The sequence below is a fragment of the Paraperibacillus marinus genome (assembly GCF_046237605.1).
Classification (GTDB): Bacteria; Bacillota; Bacilli; order Bacillales; family DSM-1321; genus Paraperibacillus; species Paraperibacillus marinus.
On the sequence record NZ_CP143542.1, the window covers coordinates 2097397 to 2117124 of the forward strand.

25 protein-coding genes are annotated in these 19728 nt (G+C 46.3%); 14 read left to right on the forward strand and 11 right to left on the reverse strand.

Going from position 1 to position 19728, the window contains the following annotated elements; genetic code table 11:
* Nucleotides 1–125 precede the first annotated feature (125 nt).
* Nucleotides 126–545: a VOC family protein gene (locus V1498_RS10685; protein WP_409298901.1), complete on the forward strand. Its 420-nt coding sequence runs from the start codon at nt 126–128 to the stop codon at nt 543–545.
* A 440-nt stretch (nt 546–985) separates the two neighbouring features.
* Here V1498_RS10685 and mnhG read toward each other — a convergent pair whose 3' ends face one another.
* The 7 genes from mnhG to V1498_RS10720 are packed head-to-tail and all read right to left on the reverse strand — an operon-like array spanning nt 986 to nt 6725.
* Complete coding sequence (mnhG, locus tag V1498_RS10690; protein ID WP_409298903.1) at nt 986–1345, reverse strand: monovalent cation/H(+) antiporter subunit G; 360 nt, start codon at nt 1343–1345, stop codon at nt 986–988.
* The gene (locus V1498_RS10695) at nt 1329–1565 is read right to left on the reverse strand and encodes a Na(+)/H(+) antiporter subunit F1 (RefSeq protein ID WP_409299255.1); all 237 of its coding nucleotides are present in this window, start codon (nt 1563–1565) and stop codon (nt 1329–1331) included. The genes mnhG and V1498_RS10695 overlap by 17 nt, the downstream gene beginning before the upstream one ends.
* A gap of 47 nt (nt 1566–1612) precedes the next feature.
* Nucleotides 1613–2089: a Na+/H+ antiporter subunit E gene (locus V1498_RS10700; protein WP_409298905.1), complete on the reverse strand. Its 477-nt coding sequence runs from the start codon at nt 2087–2089 to the stop codon at nt 1613–1615.
* Between the two features lie 4 nt (nt 2090–2093).
* Complete coding sequence (locus tag V1498_RS10705; RefSeq protein WP_409298907.1) at nt 2094–3572, reverse strand: Na+/H+ antiporter subunit D; 1479 nt, start codon at nt 3570–3572, stop codon at nt 2094–2096.
* The gene (locus tag V1498_RS10710) at nt 3569–3904 is read right to left on the reverse strand and encodes a Na(+)/H(+) antiporter subunit C (RefSeq protein ID WP_409298909.1); all 336 of its coding nucleotides are present in this window, start codon (nt 3902–3904) and stop codon (nt 3569–3571) included. Before V1498_RS10710 ends, V1498_RS10705 begins: the two co-directional genes overlap by 4 nt.
* Nucleotides 3904–4326, reverse strand: coding sequence for a Na(+)/H(+) antiporter subunit B (locus V1498_RS10715; RefSeq protein WP_409298911.1), 423 nt, complete (start codon nt 4324–4326; stop codon nt 3904–3906). The genes V1498_RS10710 and V1498_RS10715 overlap by 1 nt, the downstream gene beginning before the upstream one ends.
* On the reverse strand, nt 4323–6725 hold the full coding sequence (locus V1498_RS10720) for a Na+/H+ antiporter subunit A (RefSeq protein ID WP_409298912.1): 2403 nt from the start codon (nt 6723–6725) through the stop codon (nt 4323–4325). The genes V1498_RS10715 and V1498_RS10720 overlap by 4 nt, the downstream gene beginning before the upstream one ends.
* Nucleotides 6726–6837: 112 nt before the next feature.
* On the opposite strand from V1498_RS10720, the gene V1498_RS10725 reads away from it, so the two are divergent.
* The 5 genes from V1498_RS10725 (at nt 6838) to V1498_RS10745 (ending at nt 10153) form a co-directional block, all read left to right on the forward strand.
* A complete protein-coding gene (locus V1498_RS10725; protein ID WP_409298914.1) occupies nt 6838–7044 on the forward strand; it encodes a hypothetical protein in 207 nt (68 codons plus the stop codon).
* A 293-nt stretch (nt 7045–7337) separates the two neighbouring features.
* Nucleotides 7338–7601 carry a DUF1292 domain-containing protein gene (locus V1498_RS10730; protein ID WP_409298915.1) on the forward strand — a complete coding sequence of 88 codons (264 nt, stop codon included), beginning with the start codon at nt 7338–7340 and terminating at the stop codon, nt 7599–7601.
* 150 nt (nt 7602–7751) lie between these two features.
* Nucleotides 7752–8327 (forward strand): GNAT family N-acetyltransferase, encoded by a 576-nt coding sequence (locus V1498_RS10735; protein ID WP_409298916.1) that lies wholly within the window; start codon nt 7752–7754, stop codon nt 8325–8327.
* A 121-nt stretch (nt 8328–8448) separates the two neighbouring features.
* On the forward strand, nt 8449–9288 hold the full coding sequence (locus tag V1498_RS10740; protein ID WP_409298917.1) for a uroporphyrinogen-III synthase: 840 nt from the start codon (nt 8449–8451) through the stop codon (nt 9286–9288).
* Nucleotides 9272–10153: an oxidoreductase gene (locus V1498_RS10745; RefSeq protein ID WP_409298919.1), complete on the forward strand. Its 882-nt coding sequence runs from the start codon at nt 9272–9274 to the stop codon at nt 10151–10153. Before V1498_RS10740 ends, V1498_RS10745 begins: the two co-directional genes overlap by 17 nt.
* A gap of 12 nt (nt 10154–10165) precedes the next feature.
* Here the strand turns inward: V1498_RS10745 and V1498_RS10750 are convergent, their stop codons facing one another.
* Both V1498_RS10750 and V1498_RS10755 read right to left on the reverse strand, forming a co-directional pair.
* On the reverse strand, nt 10166–10372 hold the full coding sequence (locus tag V1498_RS10750; protein WP_409298921.1) for a hypothetical protein: 207 nt from the start codon (nt 10370–10372) through the stop codon (nt 10166–10168).
* 272 nt (nt 10373–10644) lie between these two features.
* On the reverse strand, nt 10645–11844 hold the full coding sequence (locus V1498_RS10755) for an MFS transporter (RefSeq protein ID WP_409298922.1): 1200 nt from the start codon (nt 11842–11844) through the stop codon (nt 10645–10647).
* A 265-nt stretch (nt 11845–12109) separates the two neighbouring features.
* Between V1498_RS10755 and V1498_RS10760 the strand changes: the two genes are divergently transcribed.
* The 6 genes from V1498_RS10760 (at nt 12110) to V1498_RS10785 (ending at nt 16488) form a co-directional block, all read left to right on the forward strand.
* The gene (locus tag V1498_RS10760) at nt 12110–12472 is read left to right on the forward strand and encodes a winged helix-turn-helix transcriptional regulator (protein ID WP_409298924.1); all 363 of its coding nucleotides are present in this window, start codon (nt 12110–12112) and stop codon (nt 12470–12472) included.
* Nucleotides 12473–12747: 275 nt separating this feature from the next.
* Nucleotides 12748–13947: an MFS transporter gene (locus V1498_RS10765; protein WP_409298926.1), complete on the forward strand. Its 1200-nt coding sequence runs from the start codon at nt 12748–12750 to the stop codon at nt 13945–13947.
* A gap of 83 nt (nt 13948–14030) precedes the next feature.
* Complete coding sequence (locus V1498_RS10770) at nt 14031–14456, forward strand: EamA family transporter (RefSeq protein ID WP_409298927.1); 426 nt, start codon at nt 14031–14033, stop codon at nt 14454–14456.
* A gap of 66 nt (nt 14457–14522) precedes the next feature.
* On the forward strand, nt 14523–14693 hold the full coding sequence (locus tag V1498_RS10775) for a hypothetical protein (RefSeq protein WP_409298928.1): 171 nt from the start codon (nt 14523–14525) through the stop codon (nt 14691–14693).
* A 175-nt stretch (nt 14694–14868) separates the two neighbouring features.
* Complete coding sequence (locus tag V1498_RS10780; protein ID WP_409298930.1) at nt 14869–15423, forward strand: copper resistance protein CopC; 555 nt, start codon at nt 14869–14871, stop codon at nt 15421–15423.
* Entirely contained in the window at nt 15424–16488 is a 1065-nt protein-coding gene (locus tag V1498_RS10785) for a copper resistance D family protein (RefSeq protein WP_409298931.1), read from the forward strand. It begins immediately after the preceding gene.
* A gap of 249 nt (nt 16489–16737) precedes the next feature.
* Here the strand turns inward: V1498_RS10785 and V1498_RS10790 are convergent, their stop codons facing one another.
* The gene (locus tag V1498_RS10790; protein ID WP_409295181.1) at nt 16738–17631 is read right to left on the reverse strand and encodes an IS3 family transposase; all 894 of its coding nucleotides are present in this window, start codon (nt 17629–17631) and stop codon (nt 16738–16740) included.
* A 53-nt stretch (nt 17632–17684) separates the two neighbouring features.
* On the reverse strand, nt 17685–17999 hold the full coding sequence (locus V1498_RS10795) for a transposase (RefSeq protein WP_409295179.1): 315 nt from the start codon (nt 17997–17999) through the stop codon (nt 17685–17687).
* 454 nt (nt 18000–18453) lie between these two features.
* On the opposite strand from V1498_RS10795, the gene V1498_RS10800 reads away from it, so the two are divergent.
* Together V1498_RS10800 and V1498_RS10805 are read left to right on the forward strand one after the other, a co-directional pair.
* On the forward strand, nt 18454–18927 hold the full coding sequence (locus V1498_RS10800; RefSeq protein ID WP_409298932.1) for an NUDIX hydrolase: 474 nt from the start codon (nt 18454–18456) through the stop codon (nt 18925–18927).
* The gene (locus V1498_RS10805; RefSeq protein ID WP_409298934.1) at nt 18924–19724 is read left to right on the forward strand and encodes an arylamine N-acetyltransferase family protein; all 801 of its coding nucleotides are present in this window, start codon (nt 18924–18926) and stop codon (nt 19722–19724) included. Before V1498_RS10800 ends, V1498_RS10805 begins: the two co-directional genes overlap by 4 nt.
* Nucleotides 19725–19728 lie beyond the last annotated feature (4 nt).

Genomic DNA, 19728 nt, shown 5'->3' on the forward strand with positions numbered 1-19728 from the left:
TGGGATTACTATTTCCTATATACAGAGAAACATGTATGGATGCCATAGCGCTGCAGTTCTCAGCGCTGATAGTTTTTGATAAAATGGTTGTGTCTGAATATTTAAACATTTGGAGGTAGTAATGAATGAGCGGGGAATTAATAAGAATCGGGACCATTTATATTCCAGTTTTGGATGTGGAAAAATCCAGCAGCTGGTATGTGGAACAACTGGGAGCTGAACTGAGTTACAAAGATGAAGATAAGGCAATACTTAATTTTGCCGGCCACAGCGTATTCCTTGTGGAATCACAAGAAGGCCAAAGCTCGAATTTTTACGACAGTCATGGTGAGGAGCGCTTTTCCTTAACCTTTGAAGTGGATGGGCTGCATGCCTTAAAAGCTATTCACAGCGGCTTCATGGACAAAAAAATTCGTGTGGGAGAAATAGAAGACAGGGGACATGCCGGAAAGAACTTTGTTTTTTTTGATTTGGACGGAAATAAGTTCGATGTATGGAGCGAATTGAGCCCGCAATATAAAGAATTACATAAAACAGTTTTATAAAAGCTGGCCGGGGATATCGGGGAATAATGCGGGTGGGGTGGGTGAGGTCAAAGATTCAGTATTGATTCCTAACCGGCAGTGAAGGATCATAGAAAAAACGTTTAAGGCCAAAATGAGGCAGAATCAGGACGGAAATGGTCGTAAAAAGGTGCTTAAGACCAAAACTAGGCAGAGTCGGAGAGAAAGTGGTCTTAAAATAGTATTTAAGACAATAATGAATCAGAATCATGAAGAAAATGGTCGTAAATAAGTACTTAAGACCAAAATGATGCGGAATCCGAGAAGAAGTGGGTCATAAAGATATCTACAAAACCCTTATGAAGCAGATCACCCAGGGATAAAACTTCATAGTGAATTAGTTTCTACTCATAATCATATTATGTAAACATATTCTTCCAAAACAAAAGCCGCCACACCCCAGAATGGCGGCCATCATTTGTCTATTGTCCGTTCTTTACCTTTTCCCGGTCCCGCTTTAAATCATCCTGCACACTGCTGCCCCAAAGTTTGACGCCTTTGTTATAGGCGGCACGGCTGATAAGGTGGCCGGCGACGGGTGAGGTAAGGAAGATAAAAATGATACCGAGCAGGATCCGGGAGTCTGCGGTTCCTTCTACTCTGAAAAAGTAGATAAATGTCCCGACCAGTACGAGCATGACGCCCATAGTCGCGCTTTTGGATGCTGCATGGTTCCGGGTATATACATCAGGCAGCCGGAGAAGTCCGAAGGCCGTGACCAGACTTAGTAAGGCTCCGATAGTGATAAACAGACCGGCTAGAAAATTAAAGATTTCGTTCATGCTCGATGATAGCCCCCTTTTCAAGATATTTAGAAAAAGCTACAGTCCCGATGAAGGCAAGAATGCCGAGCAGGAGGATGATATCCAGGTACGCACTCGTTTTTAATAGGATCGATACCAGGGCGACAATGCTGATCAGATTGATGCCGATTGCGTCCAGGGCGACCACTCTGTCAGCGGTTGTCGGCCCCTTGATCACCCGGTAAATAAGGCCGAGCATGGCAAGAGAAATACCAAGCAGTGCCAGTCTGATGATGATCTCAAACACTATCTGCTCACCTCCATGATTGCACGTTCAAAAGTATTCCGTATGCTCCTGATGGATTCTTCTGTTTCATCTATATTCATGGCATGCACATACAGAATTTTGTTGTCATGTGAGACATCTATAACCAGGGTTCCCGGCGTCAGTGTAATTAAATTGGCCAGCATCGTGATTTCCCAGTCTTGAGTAAGTCCAGTAGGATAAGCGAATATACCGGGCTTGATATCGAGCTTTGGCTTCAGGATGACTCTTAGGACTGACAGGTTGGACAGATATAATTCTCTGGCAAATATAAAAATTAAGTAGATGACCGCATTTACCCTGTGAAGATAAAACCTGGTGCTGAAAAACCTGCGATAGGCGAAAAGAATCAGGATCCCGATTAAATAGCCTACAAAAAATGTGGAAGCTGTATAGGAGCTTTGCAGGAACATCCAGATAAGGGCCATGAAAAAGTTTAATAATATTTGAAATGCCACCGCTCTACTCTCCTTTCAAAACAGCATTGATATATACCGAAGGATCTGCAAGCGGACCAGCTGCCTTTGAAATCAGCTGATAAACAGGTTCAGCTCCGATTCCATAAAGAACGGCCAGTGCCGTCAGCAGGGCAGGGGCAGTATATAGCCATAGAGGCGGCTTGCTGCTGGAATAGTCTTTTTCCTCGCCCCAAAAACCGCGTATGAAGATCTTCATCACAGAATACAAGACGAGAAGGCTTGTAAACAATACAAGGGCTGATCCTATATAATGACCCTCCGCAAAACCAGCCCCTACAATCATGGCCTTGCCTGGAAAACCGCTCAACGGAGGAATGCCGGCAAGCGCAAGCGCCGCAATAAAGAAGCTCCAGCCGAGAAAAGGGTATTTGTGGATCAAACCGCGGATTTTTCCCAGATCGCTGGTGCCGGTTATTTTGATCATCAGCCCAATCTGCAGGAAAAGGGCGGCTTTTATGATCATATCATGCACCAGGTAAAAAATGGCCCCTTCATAGCCAGCCCCAGTGCCGATTGAGGCTCCGAACAAAATCAGCCCGACTGCGGCGATTATATTATAAATGATGATTTTCTTAAGGTCTGAATAGGCAATGGCTCCGATTGCCCCGCCTGCCAGTGTCAGCAAAGCCAGTACCTGAAGGAGGGTGCTGGTGAATCCTCCATCATGGGAAAAGAAAAGACTGTAAGTCCGGAGAATGGAGTAGACTCCTACCTTTGTCAAGAGTGCCCCAAACAGGGCAAGTACAGCAGAAGGAGGGGCAGAATAGGAACCTGGAATCCATACATACAGCGGGAATATCCCACCCTTAATCCCAAATACAATCAGGAATAGAACGCCTATCACCGTGAGGATGCCTGGCTGGCCGATTTCGGAAATCCTCTCGGAAATATGAGCCATATTCAATGTACCCACCACTGAATAGAGAAAAGCCACGGCGATGACGAAAAATGCTGAAGAGATGATATTCACAAGGATATATTTGATGGATTCGCGCAGCTGGATCCTGCTTCCCCCGAGTACCAAAAGAACATAGGAACTCATCAGCATCACTTCAAAGAAGACAAAAAGGTTAAAAATATCACCGGTTGAAAACGCACCATTCACACCGACGATCAAAAAGCTGAAGATCGGGTAATAATAAAATTTTTCCCTTTCTTCACCTATCGTTTTAAAGGAATACACCAGGCATGCAAGGCCGATGATGCTTGTGGTGAGCACAAGGAGTGCGGACAGCATATCGGAAACAAGCGTGATCCCGAATGGCGCTTCCCAGCTGCTTAAGTCCATAGTCTGAATCCCGGTCCTGTATACCTTATATGTAAGGAGTATAGCAGCAATCACCGTCATGATTGACCCGGCAAGGGAGACCCCCCGCTGCCACGGGATATTCTTCGGGAAGAAAATCAGGATGATGCTTATGAATAAGGGTATTAATATGGGCAGTATAACTAGGTTACTCATGAATCATTTCCTTTCAGGGAGTCAAGATTATCGGTCCCAAGCTCCTGATAGGCACGATAGGCCAGTACAAGGAAAAAGGACGTGACTCCAAAGCTGATGACGATAGCTGTAAGTATGAGAGCCTGCGGCAGCGGATCTGCATAGGCCGCGGCTTTTTCCCCGAGCAGGGGAGGAGCCCCCTGCTTCAGCCCTCCCATGGTGATGATCAGCAAATGAGCACCATGGCTTAACAGTCCGGTGCCGATGATAATCCGAAGCAGGCTCCTTGAGAGCATGAGGTAGGTAGCTGTCATGAACAGGACTCCAATGGTGATGGCCATGATCAGTTCCATTATTCACTCACTCCTATCGTCTGGATGATGGTCAGCGTGACGCCGATCACAACTAAGTAAACGCCTGTATCAAACAAGAGCGCCGTATGAAGGGACGTTTTCCCCATGATCGGCAGATGGATATAGGTATAAGCGTGTGTCAGGAACGGCTTGTTGAAAAGAAGTCCCCCGGCGCCGGTTGCTGTAGAGAGAAGCAGGCCGGCTGCGGTCATTTTTTTATAATCTACCGGCAGGATGGAGGATACTGTCTTAATGTCAAATGCCAGGAGCAGCAGCACAATCGCCCCAGATGTCATCAGCCCCCCGACAAATCCGCCGCCTGGACGGTAATGTCCCTCGAAAAACAAATGGATGGAAAACAGGACGATTAAAAACAGGATGATTTTTGTGACTGTCTGAAGAATTATGTCATTGGTTTTCATCCTTTTTCACTTCCTTTTGCAAGCCTTAATTTAATCATGGCGAAGATGCCAAGTGACGCGATTCCCAAGACACAGATTTCAAACAGGGTATCAAATCCCCGGAAATCCACCAGAATGACATTGACCATATTTTCCCCGCCAGCTTTTTTATAGGTATTTTCTATATAGTAACGGGATATCGGCTCAAAATGACGGTAACTGTAGGCTGAAATGGCCATCAGGGTAACCAGGATCCCGACACCTGCCGAGATAATGGCCTTTCTTATCCTGAACCGCATGCGTTCTTCAGTTTGCTTGATTTTCGGCAGATGATAAAAGCAAAGCAGGAACAGTGAAACGGAAACCGTCTCGATCACAAGCTGCGTCAGGGCGAGATCCGGTGCCCGGAACAGGACAAAAAATAATGCCATCGTATAGCCTACCGTGCCAAGCAGGATGATGGATGTCAGCCTGGATCGGACGAAAAGAATGGTCAGGGAAGTAAGGGATATTATGACTACCAGGATGACCTCATACAGCCGGACCGGCGCAAAGAACTCGGTATCCAAAAACCAGGCTTCCTTGATATAAAAAGTGAGCGCAAGGATCAGGATGAAAAATGAAAAGATATACACAAGATGTGACCTGGTCGATCTATCCATATATCCTCTTGTCAGGCGGTGTGCCCCCGATTCAGTATGGGCAAGCCCGCTGTCATACAATCTTGAGAGTTTTCCGCCAAAAGCGGAATAAATGTTCTCCCATCTCCTTAGTGTAATGACCAGGATCGTCCCGATAACGGCGACACCTATTGTCATGAAAAGCTCAGGTTTAAAGCCGTGCCAGAACGAGATATGGACCGCAAATGTTTCTCCTCTGCCGGACGCTTCAGGCATGATGGAATGGAGTGCAGGGGCAATGATGGTCTGTGACAGGATATTCGGAAACAATCCCAGAATCAGCGCCATGGAAGCAAGAACTACCGGCGGAAGGAGCAGTCCGAGCGGGGCCTCATGCGGCTTCTTGGGCAGTTTTTCTTCCTGCAGCTTCCCGGTGAAAGTCTTGAAGAGGAGCCTCATGCTGTAGACAAAGGTGAAGACACTCGCGATCCAGGCAAATACCGGCAGCAGGATGCCCCATTTTTCAAAGCTGAATATCGACAGCTCTGCGGCACGCAGCATTCCCGTAAAAAACATTTCCTTGCTCAGAAAGCCGTTGAAGGGCGGAAGACCGGCCATGGAAAAGCTTCCAACAAGTGAAATGGTAAAGGTGATGGGCATTAAATTGATCAATCCGCCGAGTTTCCTTATGTCTCTTGTTCCGGTTTCATGGTCAATGATGCCGGCGGCCATAAAAAGGCTGCCTTTAAATGTGGCATGGTTGATTAAATGAAAAACCGCTGCAGTCAAGGCTGCCACATAATAGCTTTCTCCGATATACGGCTCATTCAGAGCTGCGGCCCCAACACCGAGAAGGCTCATGATCAAGCCAAGCTGGCTGATGGTGGAATAAGCCAGGATCCCTTTTAAGTCATTTTGCTTCACTGCAAAAAATGAGCCCCATAATAGGGTGGCCATTCCAAAACCTGCTACCAGCCACATCCATAATCCGGACTCTGCGAAAACCGGTGTCATGCGGGCAACCAGATAAATTCCCGCTTTAACCATTGTAGCGGAATGAAGATAGGCACTTACAGGTGTCGGTGCTTCCATGGCATCCGGCAGCCAGATATGAAAAGGGAACTGGGCGGATTTAGTAAAGGCTCCCAACAGGAAACATAATAATGCCGGCACAAACAGACTGTGTTCCTGAATGGTGTCAGCCATTCCAATGATTTCCGCTATACTGAAAGTCCCTGTCATCACGTAGAGGAGGAGGATGCCCGCGAGGATGGCAAGACCGCCCAAAACGGTGATAATCATGGACTTCTGTGCTCCATATCGGCTTCTTTCCCTATGATTCCAATAGCCTATCAATAGAAAAGAAGAGAAGCTTGTGAGCTCCCAGAAGGTATAGAGCACAATGAGATTGTCAGACAATACAATTCCAAGCATCGCTGACATAAAAATCAGGAGATAAAGATAAAAGTGGCCCAATTTTTCCTTGAATTTATCCAGGTAATAGACTGAGTAGAGCACAACAAGCATTCCAATCCCTGTAATCAACAGGGAAAACAGCAGGCCGAGTCCGTCTGCCCGGACGGAAAAATCAACCCCGAGTGACGGAATCCATGGAATGGTTAAGATTGAATCCCCATTCGATGGTCCGGCTGGTATCAGGCTCAAAAAATAGCAGAACAATATGACCGGGATTGGCAGAACAAACCAGCCGGTATGTACTCTCGGCACCTTTTTCCATAGAAAAGGAGTAAATACAGCCAGTACAAGAGGCGCAAGTACCGCCAGATGAAGAATAGACAATTTGATAACCTCCTCAGGGAAAAAAACATATTAATAACGACTCGATTTAGCTTGGCCGCCTGTGAATATTTAGCCTTTTACTGTTTCATACTGGGTTTAGGCGGTGATAAATATGGCTGCAAAGTCGACAATCTGCATTTTGGTCTTTTTGCTGCTAACAGCAGCATGCTGGATATTGGAGGCCGGACTGACCCGGAAAATGGATCACGACCAGAACAGCGGCATTTCAATCTCCTCACAGAATCGTAAGTATAATGGAAGCAATAGCCTCTTCTTTGAGCCAAGGGAGTATGTAAAAATAATTACGCACATCAACTGATGCCATGATGAATAGTTTTCTCCGTTTGCCGTACAATCATTCGGCTGCAAAGCCCATAGAAAAAGGGGCCTATTAGGCCCCTGATCTAAAAATAGACAGAAAGGAGCCCCAGTGACAGGCTCCTCCTAAACGAACATTATTAATAGTTATATCTTTCATACTAAATAACAAATTCGTAAAAGTAAAGCCATAACCCTGCCCGGTGAAAAATAGGATTTTATTTTCACTTTGGGGCATTAAGGATGATTAATTGTGGAAAAGTAAAGAATGTCAAATAGCCGGGAGGTATAAAGATGGAAAAAATTGAAGCTGGTGAAAAATTTATAATTGAAACTTCAGATGGAGAGGACCAGGAAGTTGAGGTGCTTGGCACCCTGGCCATAGACGGTGCGGACTACGCAGCGGTAAGCTTCTCGGAAGATATCCAGCGTGAGGGTGAAGAGGAAATCGATGTGTTCTTCCTGAAAGTGGATGATGAAGGAGATTTCTCAGCGATCGAATCGGACGAGGAGTTTGAAAAAGTCTCGGCTGCATTTGAAGAAGTTATGAAAGAATAGTAAGATGAGGCTGTCCCTTGAAAGGCACGTTATCTCTCTCGGGACAGCTTTTTTCGCGTGCCTATTTATAGAACCGTAAATAATTTACATGTTTAATTATTTCAGAAAGAGGTTATACAACAACGAGATACTGTAAGAAGGAGTCGAGATATGCACTGGTATGAGAAATTGAATCAGTATTTCCCGATTGAGGAAATGAAATCTAGAGAACATATAGAAGCCCTGCTGGATGACAAAGGGGACATCTATCATAAAGATGAAGGCAAGGATCATGTTCTGATGTATGTGGAACTGGACAAATTTGTGTTCATCGATTATTTATTTGTTTCAAAAAATTCCCGCGGACAGGGACTCGGGCACAAATTGCTCGATAAACTGAAGGAGAAAGGCAAGCCCATCCTCCTTGAAGTCGAGCCTGTGAATTACGAGGACTCTGATACAGCAGGAAGGCTCCGTTTTTACAAACGGGAAGGCTTTGAGCATGCTGAAAAAATCGGCTATCGCAGGAAGTCACTGGCTACGAGTGAAATCAATGAGATGGAAATCCTTTACTGGGCACCGGGACAGGAGAGCGAAGAAGAAATCTTTGAGGCCATGAAGACAACATACGAATTGATTCATACTTACAAAGACAAGGCGTTTTATGGTAAATCGTATGAGTCTGTCGATGAAGTTCTTTCCTATGACAAGAAAAAGAATCCGGAGAATATCCTGGAGGAAATATAAAATTTAAATCAAGGGGGCTGTCCAAAGGGGCAGCCTCTTTTTCGCTGAATGAAAATTATTGAGAAACAAGAGGATTAGCTCTATGATACTTATAAACTGATTTTTAAAAGGGAGAGCTGATATGGGAAAAGGACTGATGGGCAAAAAAGTGGGAATAGGTGGATCCCGCAAACTTGAGGAAATGGGCAGTCTGATTGAAAAACAAGGCGGAATGCCAGTCAGCCGGCCGCTGCAGGGAACTCTCTTCCTGGCAGGTGATGAGCTTGGGCCCCCGCTTCGGGAACTGATCCAAACGGGAAGCGACTGGTTTATATTCACGACAGGGATCGGTCTTGAATCCCTTGTCGAGATCTCTGACGGGATGGAGCTGAAAGAGGAATTTTTAAAGCGGCTTCAGGAGTCCCATATAGCCGCCAGGGGATATAAAACGATTTCCGCCCTAAAAAAGCTTGGCGTGAAACCTGATGTGACGGATTTGGACGGCACCACCCGGAGCCTCCTGGATGCTCTCGATGCATTTGATATGGCAGGGAAGAAAATAACCATCCAGCTGCACGGGGAAAAAGCCCCCGGGTTGGTGGATTTCCTGAAAGAAAAAGGAGCGGAAACCTCCTCCATCCTTCCTTACCGGCATGTGCTTCCTGATTTAGAACTGCTGGAGAGAACTGCGGAAGAACTCCTGACTGGTGAGTTGGATGTTTTTTGTTTTACAACTGCTGTCCAGGTCAGAGTCCTGTTTGAATTTGCCCTCGAGCGAGGCTTTCATGGGAAGCTGGTCCAAGCTTTCCAAAGCACCATGGTCACTGCGGCCGCAGTAGGAAAAGTTACGGCTGAGGCATTGAGGGATGAAGGAGTCGAGAAACTGTTTGTCCCCGAACATGAAAGGATGGGTGCCATGATCATGGGGCTCGGTCAATACTTTATGAAACAGAGGGTGCTAAAAGATGGATCTGAAGGATAAGACGGCTATCATTACAGGGGGCAGCAGCGGCATCGGATATGAAACAGCCCGCTTCCTGTGCCAGAGGGGTGTACATGTATATATGGCCGTGCGCAACCCCGATAAAGGCAGGGCGGCTGAACAAGAAATCAAAGGCGCAAACCCCTCGGCAAGCATCAAGTCCTTAGTTCTTGACCTTGCCGATCTAGAAAGCATTCAATCCTTTGCCCAATCATTCAGCGGGAATGCCGGAACCTTGGATCTTCTAATTAATAATGCCGGAGTGATGGTCCCTCCTTATCAAAAAACAAAAAATGGTTTTGAACTTCAGTTTGGCACCAACCATTTGGGTCATTTTGCCCTGACCGGGCTTCTCCTGCCGCTGATTGAAAAGACGAGGGAATCGAGGGTGATTACGTTAAGCAGCCTTGCTCACAGGAAAGGAGAAATTGATTTCCACAATCTGGAAGGGCAAAAAGGATATCGTGCCATGAAGTTTTATGGACAGAGCAAGCTTGCAAACCTTCTATTCGCTTTAGAGCTGGATGAACGCTTTAAAAAGCATGGAATTCAGGCGAAAAGCATCGCCTGTCATCCGGGCATCGCCGTCACGAACCTTTTCAAGATCGGCAGGAAGGATGCGCCGCGCTGGCTGAAAAAGGCGGCAGCCCCTTTTTTGCAGACAGCGGAAATGGGTGCTCTTCCTGTCATCTATGCAGCCGAACATGAAAATCTTAAAGGCGGGGAGTATATTGGTCCTGACGGCAGGGGCAGCCGTAAGGGGTTTCCTGTCATTGAAACCGTGAAGCATCCTTCCTGTTCAGACAACACAGGAAAAAGGCTATGGGATGTTTCCGAAGAATTGACGGGCGTATCCTATCTGTAACAAAATAATCCATCACCATTCAGGAATTCCAACACGAGATTCCTTATGTTCCTTATCGTCCTCCACAAGGATTTTTGTCATCCAGATCCCGATGGCCGCCCTGGCAGGGGTCATGGTGATGGTCTCGGCCGGAACCTTTGACTGGAATTCTCTACTGACCCTACGCAGGATGCCTTTGACCGATACAATCGTCATGATTGTGACTGTTCTTGTGGTCATGGAGACTCCTGACTGATCGAAGGGAGTTCTCGCTGGCATCATCCTGAATGCCGTATTCTTTGCAGCCAAGAATTCGAAGGTTTCGGTTTCCTCTGTCTATGAAAAGAATAAAATGAAGAAAGTATATCGTGTGTCCGGACAGCTGTTCTTTGCATCTGTTATTGATTTCCTGAACAGCCTGAATCAGTCCATACAGACCAGCATGGACTGAAAAAAGCATCTGGGCATTAACAAGCAAAAGCTCACCATAAATAGAGGTGAGCTTTTTCCACTTATACTGCCTTACTGTTATTTCGAAACTGAGTCTCAAGTTTCCGGCTCCAGCCTGTAAGGAGGACGGCGGCTGTGACCATCAGTCCGCCGGCCCAGGCTGTATGGATCAATCCGGCAGAATCCGTGATTAATCCGCCTGCATATGAGCCGATGGCGATTCCAGCATTGAAGGCTGCAATGTTCAGGGCTGACGCAACATCCACTGCACTGGGAACATATCTTTCTGCAAGCATGACGACATATACCTGCAATCCGGGCACATTCATGAAAGCAAACAGGCCCATCAGGATGATGGTGATCAGGCCGGCGATTTTAAAAGGGGCCGTGAAAGCAAGCACAAATAACACGACAGCCTGAAAAATGAACATGTAAAACAATGCCCCGACGGGATTATGGTTGGCAAGCTTACCGCCAATCATATTGCCAATTGCAATGGCTGCGCCATATACAAGAAGAATGGCAGCGACTGAACCTGAACTAAAACCGGTGACCTCCTGCAGAATAGGAGAAAGATAGGTGAACACGACAAAAGTTCCTCCATAGCCGAGTGCTGTGATTAAAAAGACAAGCAGGAGGCGGCCATTGGATATCAGCTTTATTTGATCCCTGAAAGAAGAGGATGCTCCTTTTGGCAGGGATGACGGAATTAACGTGCTGTTAGCTATCAAGGCAAGCAGTCCAGCCGCGACAATGCCGATGAAGGCTGCCCGCCAGCCCAGCTGCTGGCCGATAAAGGTCCCGATCGGGACACCTGTCACGGTGGCGACCGTAAGACCTGTGAACATGATCGAGATGGCGCTTGCCCTTTTATTTTCGGAGACGAGATTTGCCGCAATCGTGGATCCGATGGACATGAATACTCCGTGTGACAGAGCTGAGATGATCCTGGCAGCCAGGAGTACGCCAACGCTTGAAGCTGCGGCGGCCATACTGTTTCCGAGTATGAAAACAATCATGATCCACAGAAGCAGTGTTTTCCGTGATATCCCGGAAGTAAGGGAAGTCAGGATCGGCGCCCCGAAGGTAACTCCAAGGGCATATAAGGATACGGTAAGGCCGGCTGTCGTGACAGGGATATCGAAGTCACCCGCTATCAGGGGCAGCAGCCCCACACTTATAAATTCAGTCGTACCGATGGCAAATGCACTCAGTGCCAGTGCAAGCAGGGCCAGAGTGCTTTGTTTTTTTGTAAAATTCATGCTGATCCTCCTAATTAGTAAATGTGATGTTATCTATCTTATAGTTCCTCCGGATATTGGAGTTTACCATTCAAACACCAAATCTTGTTGTTTGCATGAACCGCTAACATGCAGCAAAAGATATTTATAAAAGCTATCATGTTTTCTGCCCGCAGATGTTATTATGAAACATATAGCGGATGAGGGAAAGTACGCACTTTTAAGTGATATAGGTACCAAGAAGTGATATAGGAACTTTTTAGTTCCTGTAAAGGGGAGGATATAAATGAATAAAAAGAAATACAATATTTCGGTTGAAGCCACGCTTGAGGTTATTGGGGGGAAGTGGAAATGCGTCATTCTCTGCCACCTCACACATGGAAAGAAACGCACAAGTGAATTAAAGCGCCTGATGCCCGGAATCACACAAAAAATGCTGACTCAGCAGCTGAGGGAGCTGGAGGATGACGGAGTCATCAACCGGATTGTCTACAATCAGGTCCCGCCGAAGGTCGAATATGAGTTAAGTGAATACGGCTGGAGCCTTAAGGAAATTCTCGATTCCCTCTGTGCCTGGGGAGAGAATCATATCATCAAGGTGTATGGAGATAAAACCGGAATGCTGGAAGAAAGTGTTTTGAATAATTAAGTGCGGAGAGAACGGGTAATGTCCTGTTCTCTTTTTGCATGGATGACCCCATGCCTATGACCCAATTGAAGAGTATGGCGGTAACTTGAGGTAATGTATAGATATTATCAGAGAGAGCTGCAGATCCTGGGAAAGGACGGCCTTCACTCGGGGGCCTATCATTTGACTTATAAAAGAAAAAAATCAATAGTAATATTTAGCAGCCCGAAATAAAAGCTCATCGGGCTATTTGTTCGATGTAAAGAATTGAAAGCGGGGAGAGAGGAGTAGATTGAATGAAAGAAAAGTACAGCGATGAAAGCCCCCGGGCACTGCCGGGGAAGGAGCGGATCTGGACCAGGGATTTCATTTTAATATGTCTGGCGAATTTCTTTGTTTTCCTCAGCTTTCAAATGACGCTTCCCACCATACCGCTGTTTGTCGAGGAACTGGGAGGGAACGAACAATTAATAGGATTTGTGGTGGGGATCTTTACTTTTTCTGCCTTACTTATCAGGCCCTATGCCGGGCATGCGCTTGAGACAAAGGGCCGAAAGTATGTGTACCTGACGGGTCTCGCTATTATCATCTTAGCTGTGGGATCCTTTGGATTCCTGGGAAGCATTGCCCTGCTGTTTGTGATGAGGATCATCCAGGGAGTCGGCTGGGGATTTTCGACAACCGCTTCCGGAACGATTGCAACTGATGTGATCCCGCCAAAAAGACGGGGGGAAGGCATGGGGTATTACGGGTTATCCGGAAATCTCGCCCTTGCTTTCGGTCCATCGCTTGGTTTGATTCTGTCTGCAAGCCTTCCCTTTAGCTGGCTGTTTTTGATTTGCGCAGGTCTCGGACTTGCAGCACTGATTCTTTCATCTACCATCCGGTATAAAAAAATGGAGCAGTCTCCGGAAAAATCGGTGACCGTTAAATGGGATATTTATGAAAAGAGTGCATTGAAGCCGTCTATCCTCCTGTTTTTCATTACCGTAACATTCGGCGGGATCGCATCTTTCCTTCCCTTATATACGGATGATAAGGGGATATCCGGGATTCAAATGTACTTTTTGGTTTATGCCATCGCCCTTATGCTGACCAGGCCCTTTGCCGGAAAGCTCTATGACCGAAAGGGGCACAAAGCGGTATTCATACCAGGCGCCGTGCTTATAGTTGTCGCCATGGTGCTCCTTGCGTGGCTGCCAAATACCATGATTTTATATGCAGCAGCGTTTTTATACGGATTTGGGTTTGGCACCGTCCAGCCGGCACTCCAGGCCTGGGCGATGGAAAAAGCCCCGGCAAACCGGAAGGGGATGGCTACAGCGACCTTTTTCTCCTTTTTTGACCTCGGCGTCGGAATGGGTGCAATGGTCTTTGGGCAGATTGGCCATGCGTACGGCTATCAAAGCATTTATCTGACAGCCTCCCTGTCTGTCGTGATAGCAATCTTAGTTTATCTTATCTTCCTGGTCCAGGAAAAAAGGGCCGCTGTCTAGACAGTATGAATTCAGCCTATCTTCACACACTAAAGGAGATATCGTTTCGTTTTGAAGGATTTCCAAGTGAAGGAGAGATAGTAATGTCCTGGCTGATCTATGCAATTCTTTCAGCGGTCTCAGCGGCCTTTGTTGCCATATTAGGGAAAATCGGCCTGCAGAATATAGACTCAAATACCGCAACAGCTGTACGGTCCGTAATCATGGCGATATTCTTACTTTTTGTTGTGGCGGCTCAAGGAAACTTAGGCAGAATACCTGCACTGCTGAGTGAAAGAAAAGCCTTCCTTTTTATTGTTTTGAGCGGAATCGCCGGGGCGGGTTCCTGGCTCTTTTATTTCCTGGCTTTAAAAACAGGCAGAGTGTCCCAGGTTGCTCCGATTGATAAACTCAGTGTGGTCATTGCTGCCGTGATCGCGGTTGCCTTCCTCGGAGAACGGATTTCCTTTGTGAATGGTGCCGGAATCGTACTGATAGCGGCTGGTGTCATCCTTACAGCCCTTCCTTAAATGGAATTATGCATGGAATGCCCCGGTCTGTTATAATAGGGTCCATATTAGAACCGGGGGATATTTATGGAATCAAAACTGCCCGCTGCTGTACTCGTGATCATCGGTGTCCTTCAAGGTGCCTATGTCTTTACGGCCTTTCCGGCAGCTGCTGCTTCAGTCATGGTCATCTTCAATGTTCTGCTGCTCGTATTTTTATACTTCCTCATTACCAAGACGAGGAACAAACGCAGTTAAGCGTCAAGGTCTCCTTTGCATACCGTGCTTATGGCCAGAGTTGGCTTCGCAGCATGTATCAGGAGACTTTTTTCATTTTTGGCGTTATATATTTAGAAAATGTTCACATTGGCCATCCTTTTTCTGTAGGGACAAATGGTAATATGGATATTGAAACTGATTTGGAGGTTACATAATGAAAAAACTCATCATACTAGGTCTTATGCTGATATTATCTTTCCCGGCTGCAGCATTTGCCCATACCGGTCTCGAGTCCTCGGTTCCGGCAAAAGGGGAAACCGTGAAGAATGAGTTGACGGAGATCCGGCTGGACTTTGAAACTCCCATTGAAAAACTGAGCACTATGAAACTGTTTAAAGATCAAACTGAAATTGGGCTGGGTGAGGTTAAAGCTGCCGGTTCAAAGTTGAGCGGTGCATTGAAACAGCCGCTTCAAAATGGGAATTACCGAGTGGAATGGAAAATCGTCGGGGAAGACGGTCATACGATTGAAGGGGAGTATGATTTCGTGATGGCTGGGCCAGAGACTGAGGTTCCAGCGAATGAAGATAATGAAAAAGAGCAGCAAGGAAAAGCAGAAGATAAACCTGAAAAGGGAAAAGAAGAATCAGTAAAAGAGAATGAAAAAACAGAGGACGCATCCTCAGATACTGGAGCTACCCTGATCATGGTGCTGCTCGGTGTCGCCATTATAGCAGGATTTCTGTTCCTATTCAGGAAGAAAAAGTAAATGGACATATTGGTGCCAATCGCGGAAGTATTGAACTATGTATTCTTTTCAATACTTGCCGGTCACACTGCATTGCTTTTCGTACCGCAGGCATTTAAGCCCGGAATTTCTGTGCCAAAGCCTGTACTGCTATTATCAACGCTTGGTATCATTCTTTGTTCGCTCGCCCCAAGTTTGAGGGCTGCCTCCTATTTTTCTGACGAAAGATTACTGGAAACTCTGTTAACTGTCATTTCGACTTTTACAATCGGGAAATCCTGGCTGGTCATTGGGTTTGCAGCCACCTTTTTCTGGATGACGATCTATGTGGAAGGCAATCGGTTTCTTAAGGCGTTCTGGCTTTTGATTCTAGTGAGTGCCACCGGCTGGGCAAGCCATGTGGCCTCACTGGATTTTAACTGGGGCTTCCCCCTTCATTCGGTACACTTTTTGGCAGTGATCCTCTGGACAGGAATCGTTATCCTTGCCGGCTGGTTTTCAAGTGAACCCGGCAGCTGGCAGCGCTTCTTGAGGTGGTTCACTCCCTTTGCGGCAGCCAGTCTTATACTTATAGGATTCAGCGGGTTTCTGCTGATGACCTTTGTCATAAGTGAAGGGCAGTATCTCAATTCATGGGCGCTTCCTTATGGACAGATGCTCCTCTTGAAGCACATCATCATCATACCGGTGCTTCTGTTTGCTTTCATGAACGGCATCTTGGCCAGGAAGCTTGCCGGATCAGATTTTAACCCGCTCCCGTGGCTGAAGATGGAAGGCCTTGGACTACTTATCATTTTTTCCTTCACAGGACTACTAGGTACTCTGTCTCCGCCGCATGAATCAGCTTTAATCAATTCGGTATCACCCTGGATAACCCGGGTAACCGGAGATACACCCGGATTCCCGCTGACGGTATCGCGGGATCTCAGCTTAAGCGGTATACTGCTCGGTGCCATGGCCATCCTGTTTGCCGCCCTGGTTCTGATCAGTTTCCTGAAAAGGGACAAGCCCCTCATCGCATTTATGTTCAGTCTAGGCCTTATTGCATCCACTTATCTGGCCTTAATGTTCAATATCCAGTTATGAAGACAGGGGCTTCCTGTCTTTTTTTGATTCTTAGGCTGATGATTAGCCTTTTGCAAGTAAGTCTGCCGGGTCGCAAGTAAAATCAAATTTCTGCAAGTAAATCTGCCGGGTTCGCAAGTAAAATAAAGATTTCCGCAAGTAAAGCCGCCGGTTTCGGTCTGACCCCCTTATTCCTGACAATTGCTTTTACATTCTCTCTCTGTCTTAGTTTTTTACTTTTTTATTTCTCAGAGGAGTCAATCAGCCTGTTCACAGGCTGATTGTCATTTCCGACGGGAACCCGATTTCCTTGTACTTATCATGGAACTTGGCAGGAGCCATTCTCCCCAGGGAGCCATGATACCTTCTATGGTTGTAGAACTCCATGTACTCACCAACGCGATAGTACGCCTCTTCAAAATATTCGAAGGTATAGCGCCGGAATACGTGGCGTTCAAGAAGGCTGAAGAACGACTCGATATAGGCATTGTAATTAGGGGAACGGGGCGGGATCCGTTCATGATACACCCTGTTCTGCTCGCAGAATTCCCCAAAGTGGTTGCTTACGAATTGAGGGCCATTGTCGGTCCTTATGATAATGCAATGCCCATCCTCCTCGGGAAGCTTGAGGGCCCGCCTCACAATCGCTTCCTTAAGCATGGCTGTAATATCCACGGCCTTACATCGGGGTCCCGTATAAAAGCCGACGACGCACCTGTCGAATACATCAATGGCGCATGCCACGAAGAAGAACCTTCCGCTTCCTTCAATATGGCCATACTTGATATCCAGCTGCCATAGCTGGTTCGGACCGGTAATTCGATGGTTCTTCACCAGTCTCCTTGGATACTTTGCCTGAACGGGTCGTTGTGGAAGGAGGATGCCAAGCTCCCTGCATAGCCTGTGGACCTTCTTGTGGTTGATTACCAGTTCGTGATGATCCCTCAAAAATTGGGTCAGGTTCTTCACCCCATAAATGGCGCATTCCCCTTCTATGGCCTCCATAAGGAATTCCTCAACCTGCTCATCAGGCACTGTTTTGTCTGACTTTGTTTTTGAAAATCCTGGTGCTGGCCGGCCGCGCTTTCCTTTTGGGTTCACTTCCTCTTCCTCTCCAGAGTGATAGTAATAGAGGGATCTATTTACTCCGGCTGCTTCGGTCAATTTGGTAATGGCAAACCCCTCCTCTGCCCAAAGCCTAATTTCCTCAATGACCGTTAGGGCTGGTAAGGGCTTTTTTTTAATAGATTTCTAAGCATGGCCACCTCGAGTTCCTTCTCCCCAAGCAGTTTCACCGCCTGTTCATACTTTGCCTTTAATTCTTCCTTGGTAGGCTCAGTAGAAAGAATGACAGTGGCGGGGTCTTCCATACGTTCCCTTATCTCATCCCCATATTCCTGAATCCAGCCCGAAAGGGTACTGCGATCAATTCCCGCTCTGCGAGCGATGGAAGAATAGTTCCCTGACTCTAAAGCTAACCGGACATAATTCTTTTTGACGTCCTCCAACACTTTAATTTTTTTCTTGCCCATAAGAGCCCCTCCCTAATTACTGGATTTTCTTGTCCTTAGTGTACTGTTTTAAGCTCTAAGGTGTCCAAAGGAATTAGGGGGTCGTAAAGGTTTTACAAGTAAAATCGGATTTTTCGCAAGTAAAGCGGCTGGCTCCGCAAGTATAATCAGAGTTCAGCTGGTTCACTTTAAAAGAATCGTATCATATGCCACCTTATCAGCATTTAAATGGCACTGGGGCTCTTATAGTGTGAAAGTTTAATTGGAATAAGGTGATAAATTGACTGTTTTAATTTAAATTCGAGCAACATACGATTTTTCACTATTAAAGGTATTAATTACCGGACAGCAGCTGCGCGTCTCTCCATGCATTTCTTTATTTCTTCAAAGTCATCCAGGCAGGATTATTTGGTCTTGCCGGTCATCCGGGTTACCATGATAAGAAAAGCTTTAACAGCAAAAAAAGGAGTTTACGATGGATTATATTACGTATCTTCGTTCAATGGTAGGTCATGAAAGAGTCATTATGGTGACTGCGGGTGTATTTGTTTTTGATGAAAAGGACAGGCTTCTGCTTCAGAAGAGGTCTGATAATGGACAATGGGGACTTCCCGGCGGATTTCTGGAGCTGGATGAAGACTTACAGACGGCTGCAAGAAGAGAGGTATTTGAGGAGACGGGCCTAAAGGTGAATGGACTGGAGCTTTTCGGGATTTATTCCGGTCCCCGGTTCAATAAAACCTTCGCCAATGGGAATCAAGTATCACTGGTGCAGATTTTGTTTGTATCAAGATCTTATACCGGCTCAGTTCTGGAGCAGAATGAAGAGTCTATTGAAAATAAATTCTATTCGCTGAAAAATCTGCCGGACCGCATTTTTACGGATCATGTGGAATTTATTAACGATATGGTTACAAAGGGAAGTAATGGGGAGGCCGAAGTGCAGTGACATTGAATTCTTTATTCAAAAAAAGAATAAATTGGTCCGCGGACGAAAAAGTCAGCTTTGAAACGCTTGACAGGGTGCTGCTGGCAGCTGCCATGTCGATTCCATTTGAGAATCTGCGCATTCTGGACGGAACAAGAGAGAAGCTGACGAAAAATAGCCTGTCTGACAAAATACTGGTAAGAAATGAAGGCGGGCTCTGCTATGAACTGAACGGGCTTCTCTATCTTTTTCTTATTGAAAATGGTTTTGATGCCGCTTTGGTGCGCGGCATCATCTATGATCAACAGCATGAAAGATGGAGCGGAACAGGCAAAACGCATGCTGCGGTGCTGATCCGCCATGAAGGAAGAACATATATCGCAGATACAGGCTTTGGAGTCAATCTTCCCCTTAAGGCAGTCCCAATGGACGGGGAAATCGTTTCCTCTTTGAACGGGGAATTCAGGATCCTTAGAAGAGAAACAGAATATGGGTACTATATCCTTGAAATGAAGTTAAAGCATAAACATGGAGACTGGAAAAAGGGGTACGCATTCAATCCGGATGAAACGACCCCCAATGTAGAGAATCTGAACGATATGCAGACTGTCATCCACGAACATCCGGCCTCCCCCTTTAATAAAAGTCCACTGATAACACGCCTGACTCCTTCCGGGGCTCTTGTTTTAACAGATAAATCTTTTTCTGAACGTGAGGATGGCAAGACGGTCAAACTGGACGTGGAGGATGCGGAATTCAGGAGACTGGCAAAAGAAAAATTTGGTCTGAATACTGCTGGAAGACTAACAAAGGCATGAATAC

Bases quoted from the DNA above. Each gene is read 5' to 3' on its own strand.
- V1498_RS10685 (WP_409298901.1), top strand. From the start codon at position 126: ATGAGCGGGGAATTAATAAGAATCGGGACCATTTATATTCCAGTTTTG.
- mnhG (WP_409298903.1), bottom strand. From the start codon at position 1,345: ATGAACGAAATCTTTAATTTTCTAGCCGGTCTGTTTATCACTATCGGA.
- V1498_RS10695 (WP_409299255.1), bottom strand. From the start codon at position 1,565: ATGCTCGGCCTTATTTACCGGGTGATCAAGGGGCCGACAACCGCTGAC.
- V1498_RS10705 (WP_409298907.1), bottom strand. From the start codon at position 3,572: ATGAGTAACCTAGTTATACTGCCCATATTAATACCCTTATTCATAAGC.
- V1498_RS10710 (WP_409298909.1), bottom strand. From the start codon at position 3,904: ATGGAACTGATCATGGCCATCACCATTGGAGTCCTGTTCATGACAGCT.
- V1498_RS10715 (WP_409298911.1), bottom strand. From the start codon at position 4,326: ATGAAAACCAATGACATAATTCTTCAGACAGTCACAAAAATCATCCTG.
- V1498_RS10725 (WP_409298914.1), top strand. From the start codon at position 6,838: ATGGCTGCAAAGTCGACAATCTGCATTTTGGTCTTTTTGCTGCTAACA.
- V1498_RS10730 (WP_409298915.1), top strand. From the start codon at position 7,338: ATGGAAAAAATTGAAGCTGGTGAAAAATTTATAATTGAAACTTCAGAT.
- V1498_RS10735 (WP_409298916.1), top strand. From the start codon at position 7,752: ATGCACTGGTATGAGAAATTGAATCAGTATTTCCCGATTGAGGAAATG.
- V1498_RS10740 (WP_409298917.1), top strand. From the start codon at position 8,449: ATGGGAAAAGGACTGATGGGCAAAAAAGTGGGAATAGGTGGATCCCGC.
- V1498_RS10745 (WP_409298919.1), top strand. From the start codon at position 9,272: ATGGATCTGAAGGATAAGACGGCTATCATTACAGGGGGCAGCAGCGGC.
- V1498_RS10750 (WP_409298921.1), bottom strand. From the start codon at position 10,372: ATGACCACAAGAACAGTCACAATCATGACGATTGTATCGGTCAAAGGC.
- V1498_RS10755 (WP_409298922.1), bottom strand. From the start codon at position 11,844: ATGAATTTTACAAAAAAACAAAGCACTCTGGCCCTGCTTGCACTGGCA.
- V1498_RS10760 (WP_409298924.1), top strand. From the start codon at position 12,110: ATGAATAAAAAGAAATACAATATTTCGGTTGAAGCCACGCTTGAGGTT.
- V1498_RS10765 (WP_409298926.1), top strand. From the start codon at position 12,748: ATGAAAGAAAAGTACAGCGATGAAAGCCCCCGGGCACTGCCGGGGAAG.
- V1498_RS10770 (WP_409298927.1), top strand. From the start codon at position 14,031: ATGTCCTGGCTGATCTATGCAATTCTTTCAGCGGTCTCAGCGGCCTTT.
- V1498_RS10775 (WP_409298928.1), top strand. From the start codon at position 14,523: ATGGAATCAAAACTGCCCGCTGCTGTACTCGTGATCATCGGTGTCCTT.
- V1498_RS10780 (WP_409298930.1), top strand. From the start codon at position 14,869: ATGAAAAAACTCATCATACTAGGTCTTATGCTGATATTATCTTTCCCG.
- V1498_RS10785 (WP_409298931.1), top strand. From the start codon at position 15,424: ATGGACATATTGGTGCCAATCGCGGAAGTATTGAACTATGTATTCTTT.
- V1498_RS10795 (WP_409295179.1), bottom strand. From the start codon at position 17,999: ATGGGCAAGAAAAAAATTAAAGTGTTGGAGGACGTCAAAAAGAATTAT.
- V1498_RS10800 (WP_409298932.1), top strand. From the start codon at position 18,454: ATGGATTATATTACGTATCTTCGTTCAATGGTAGGTCATGAAAGAGTC.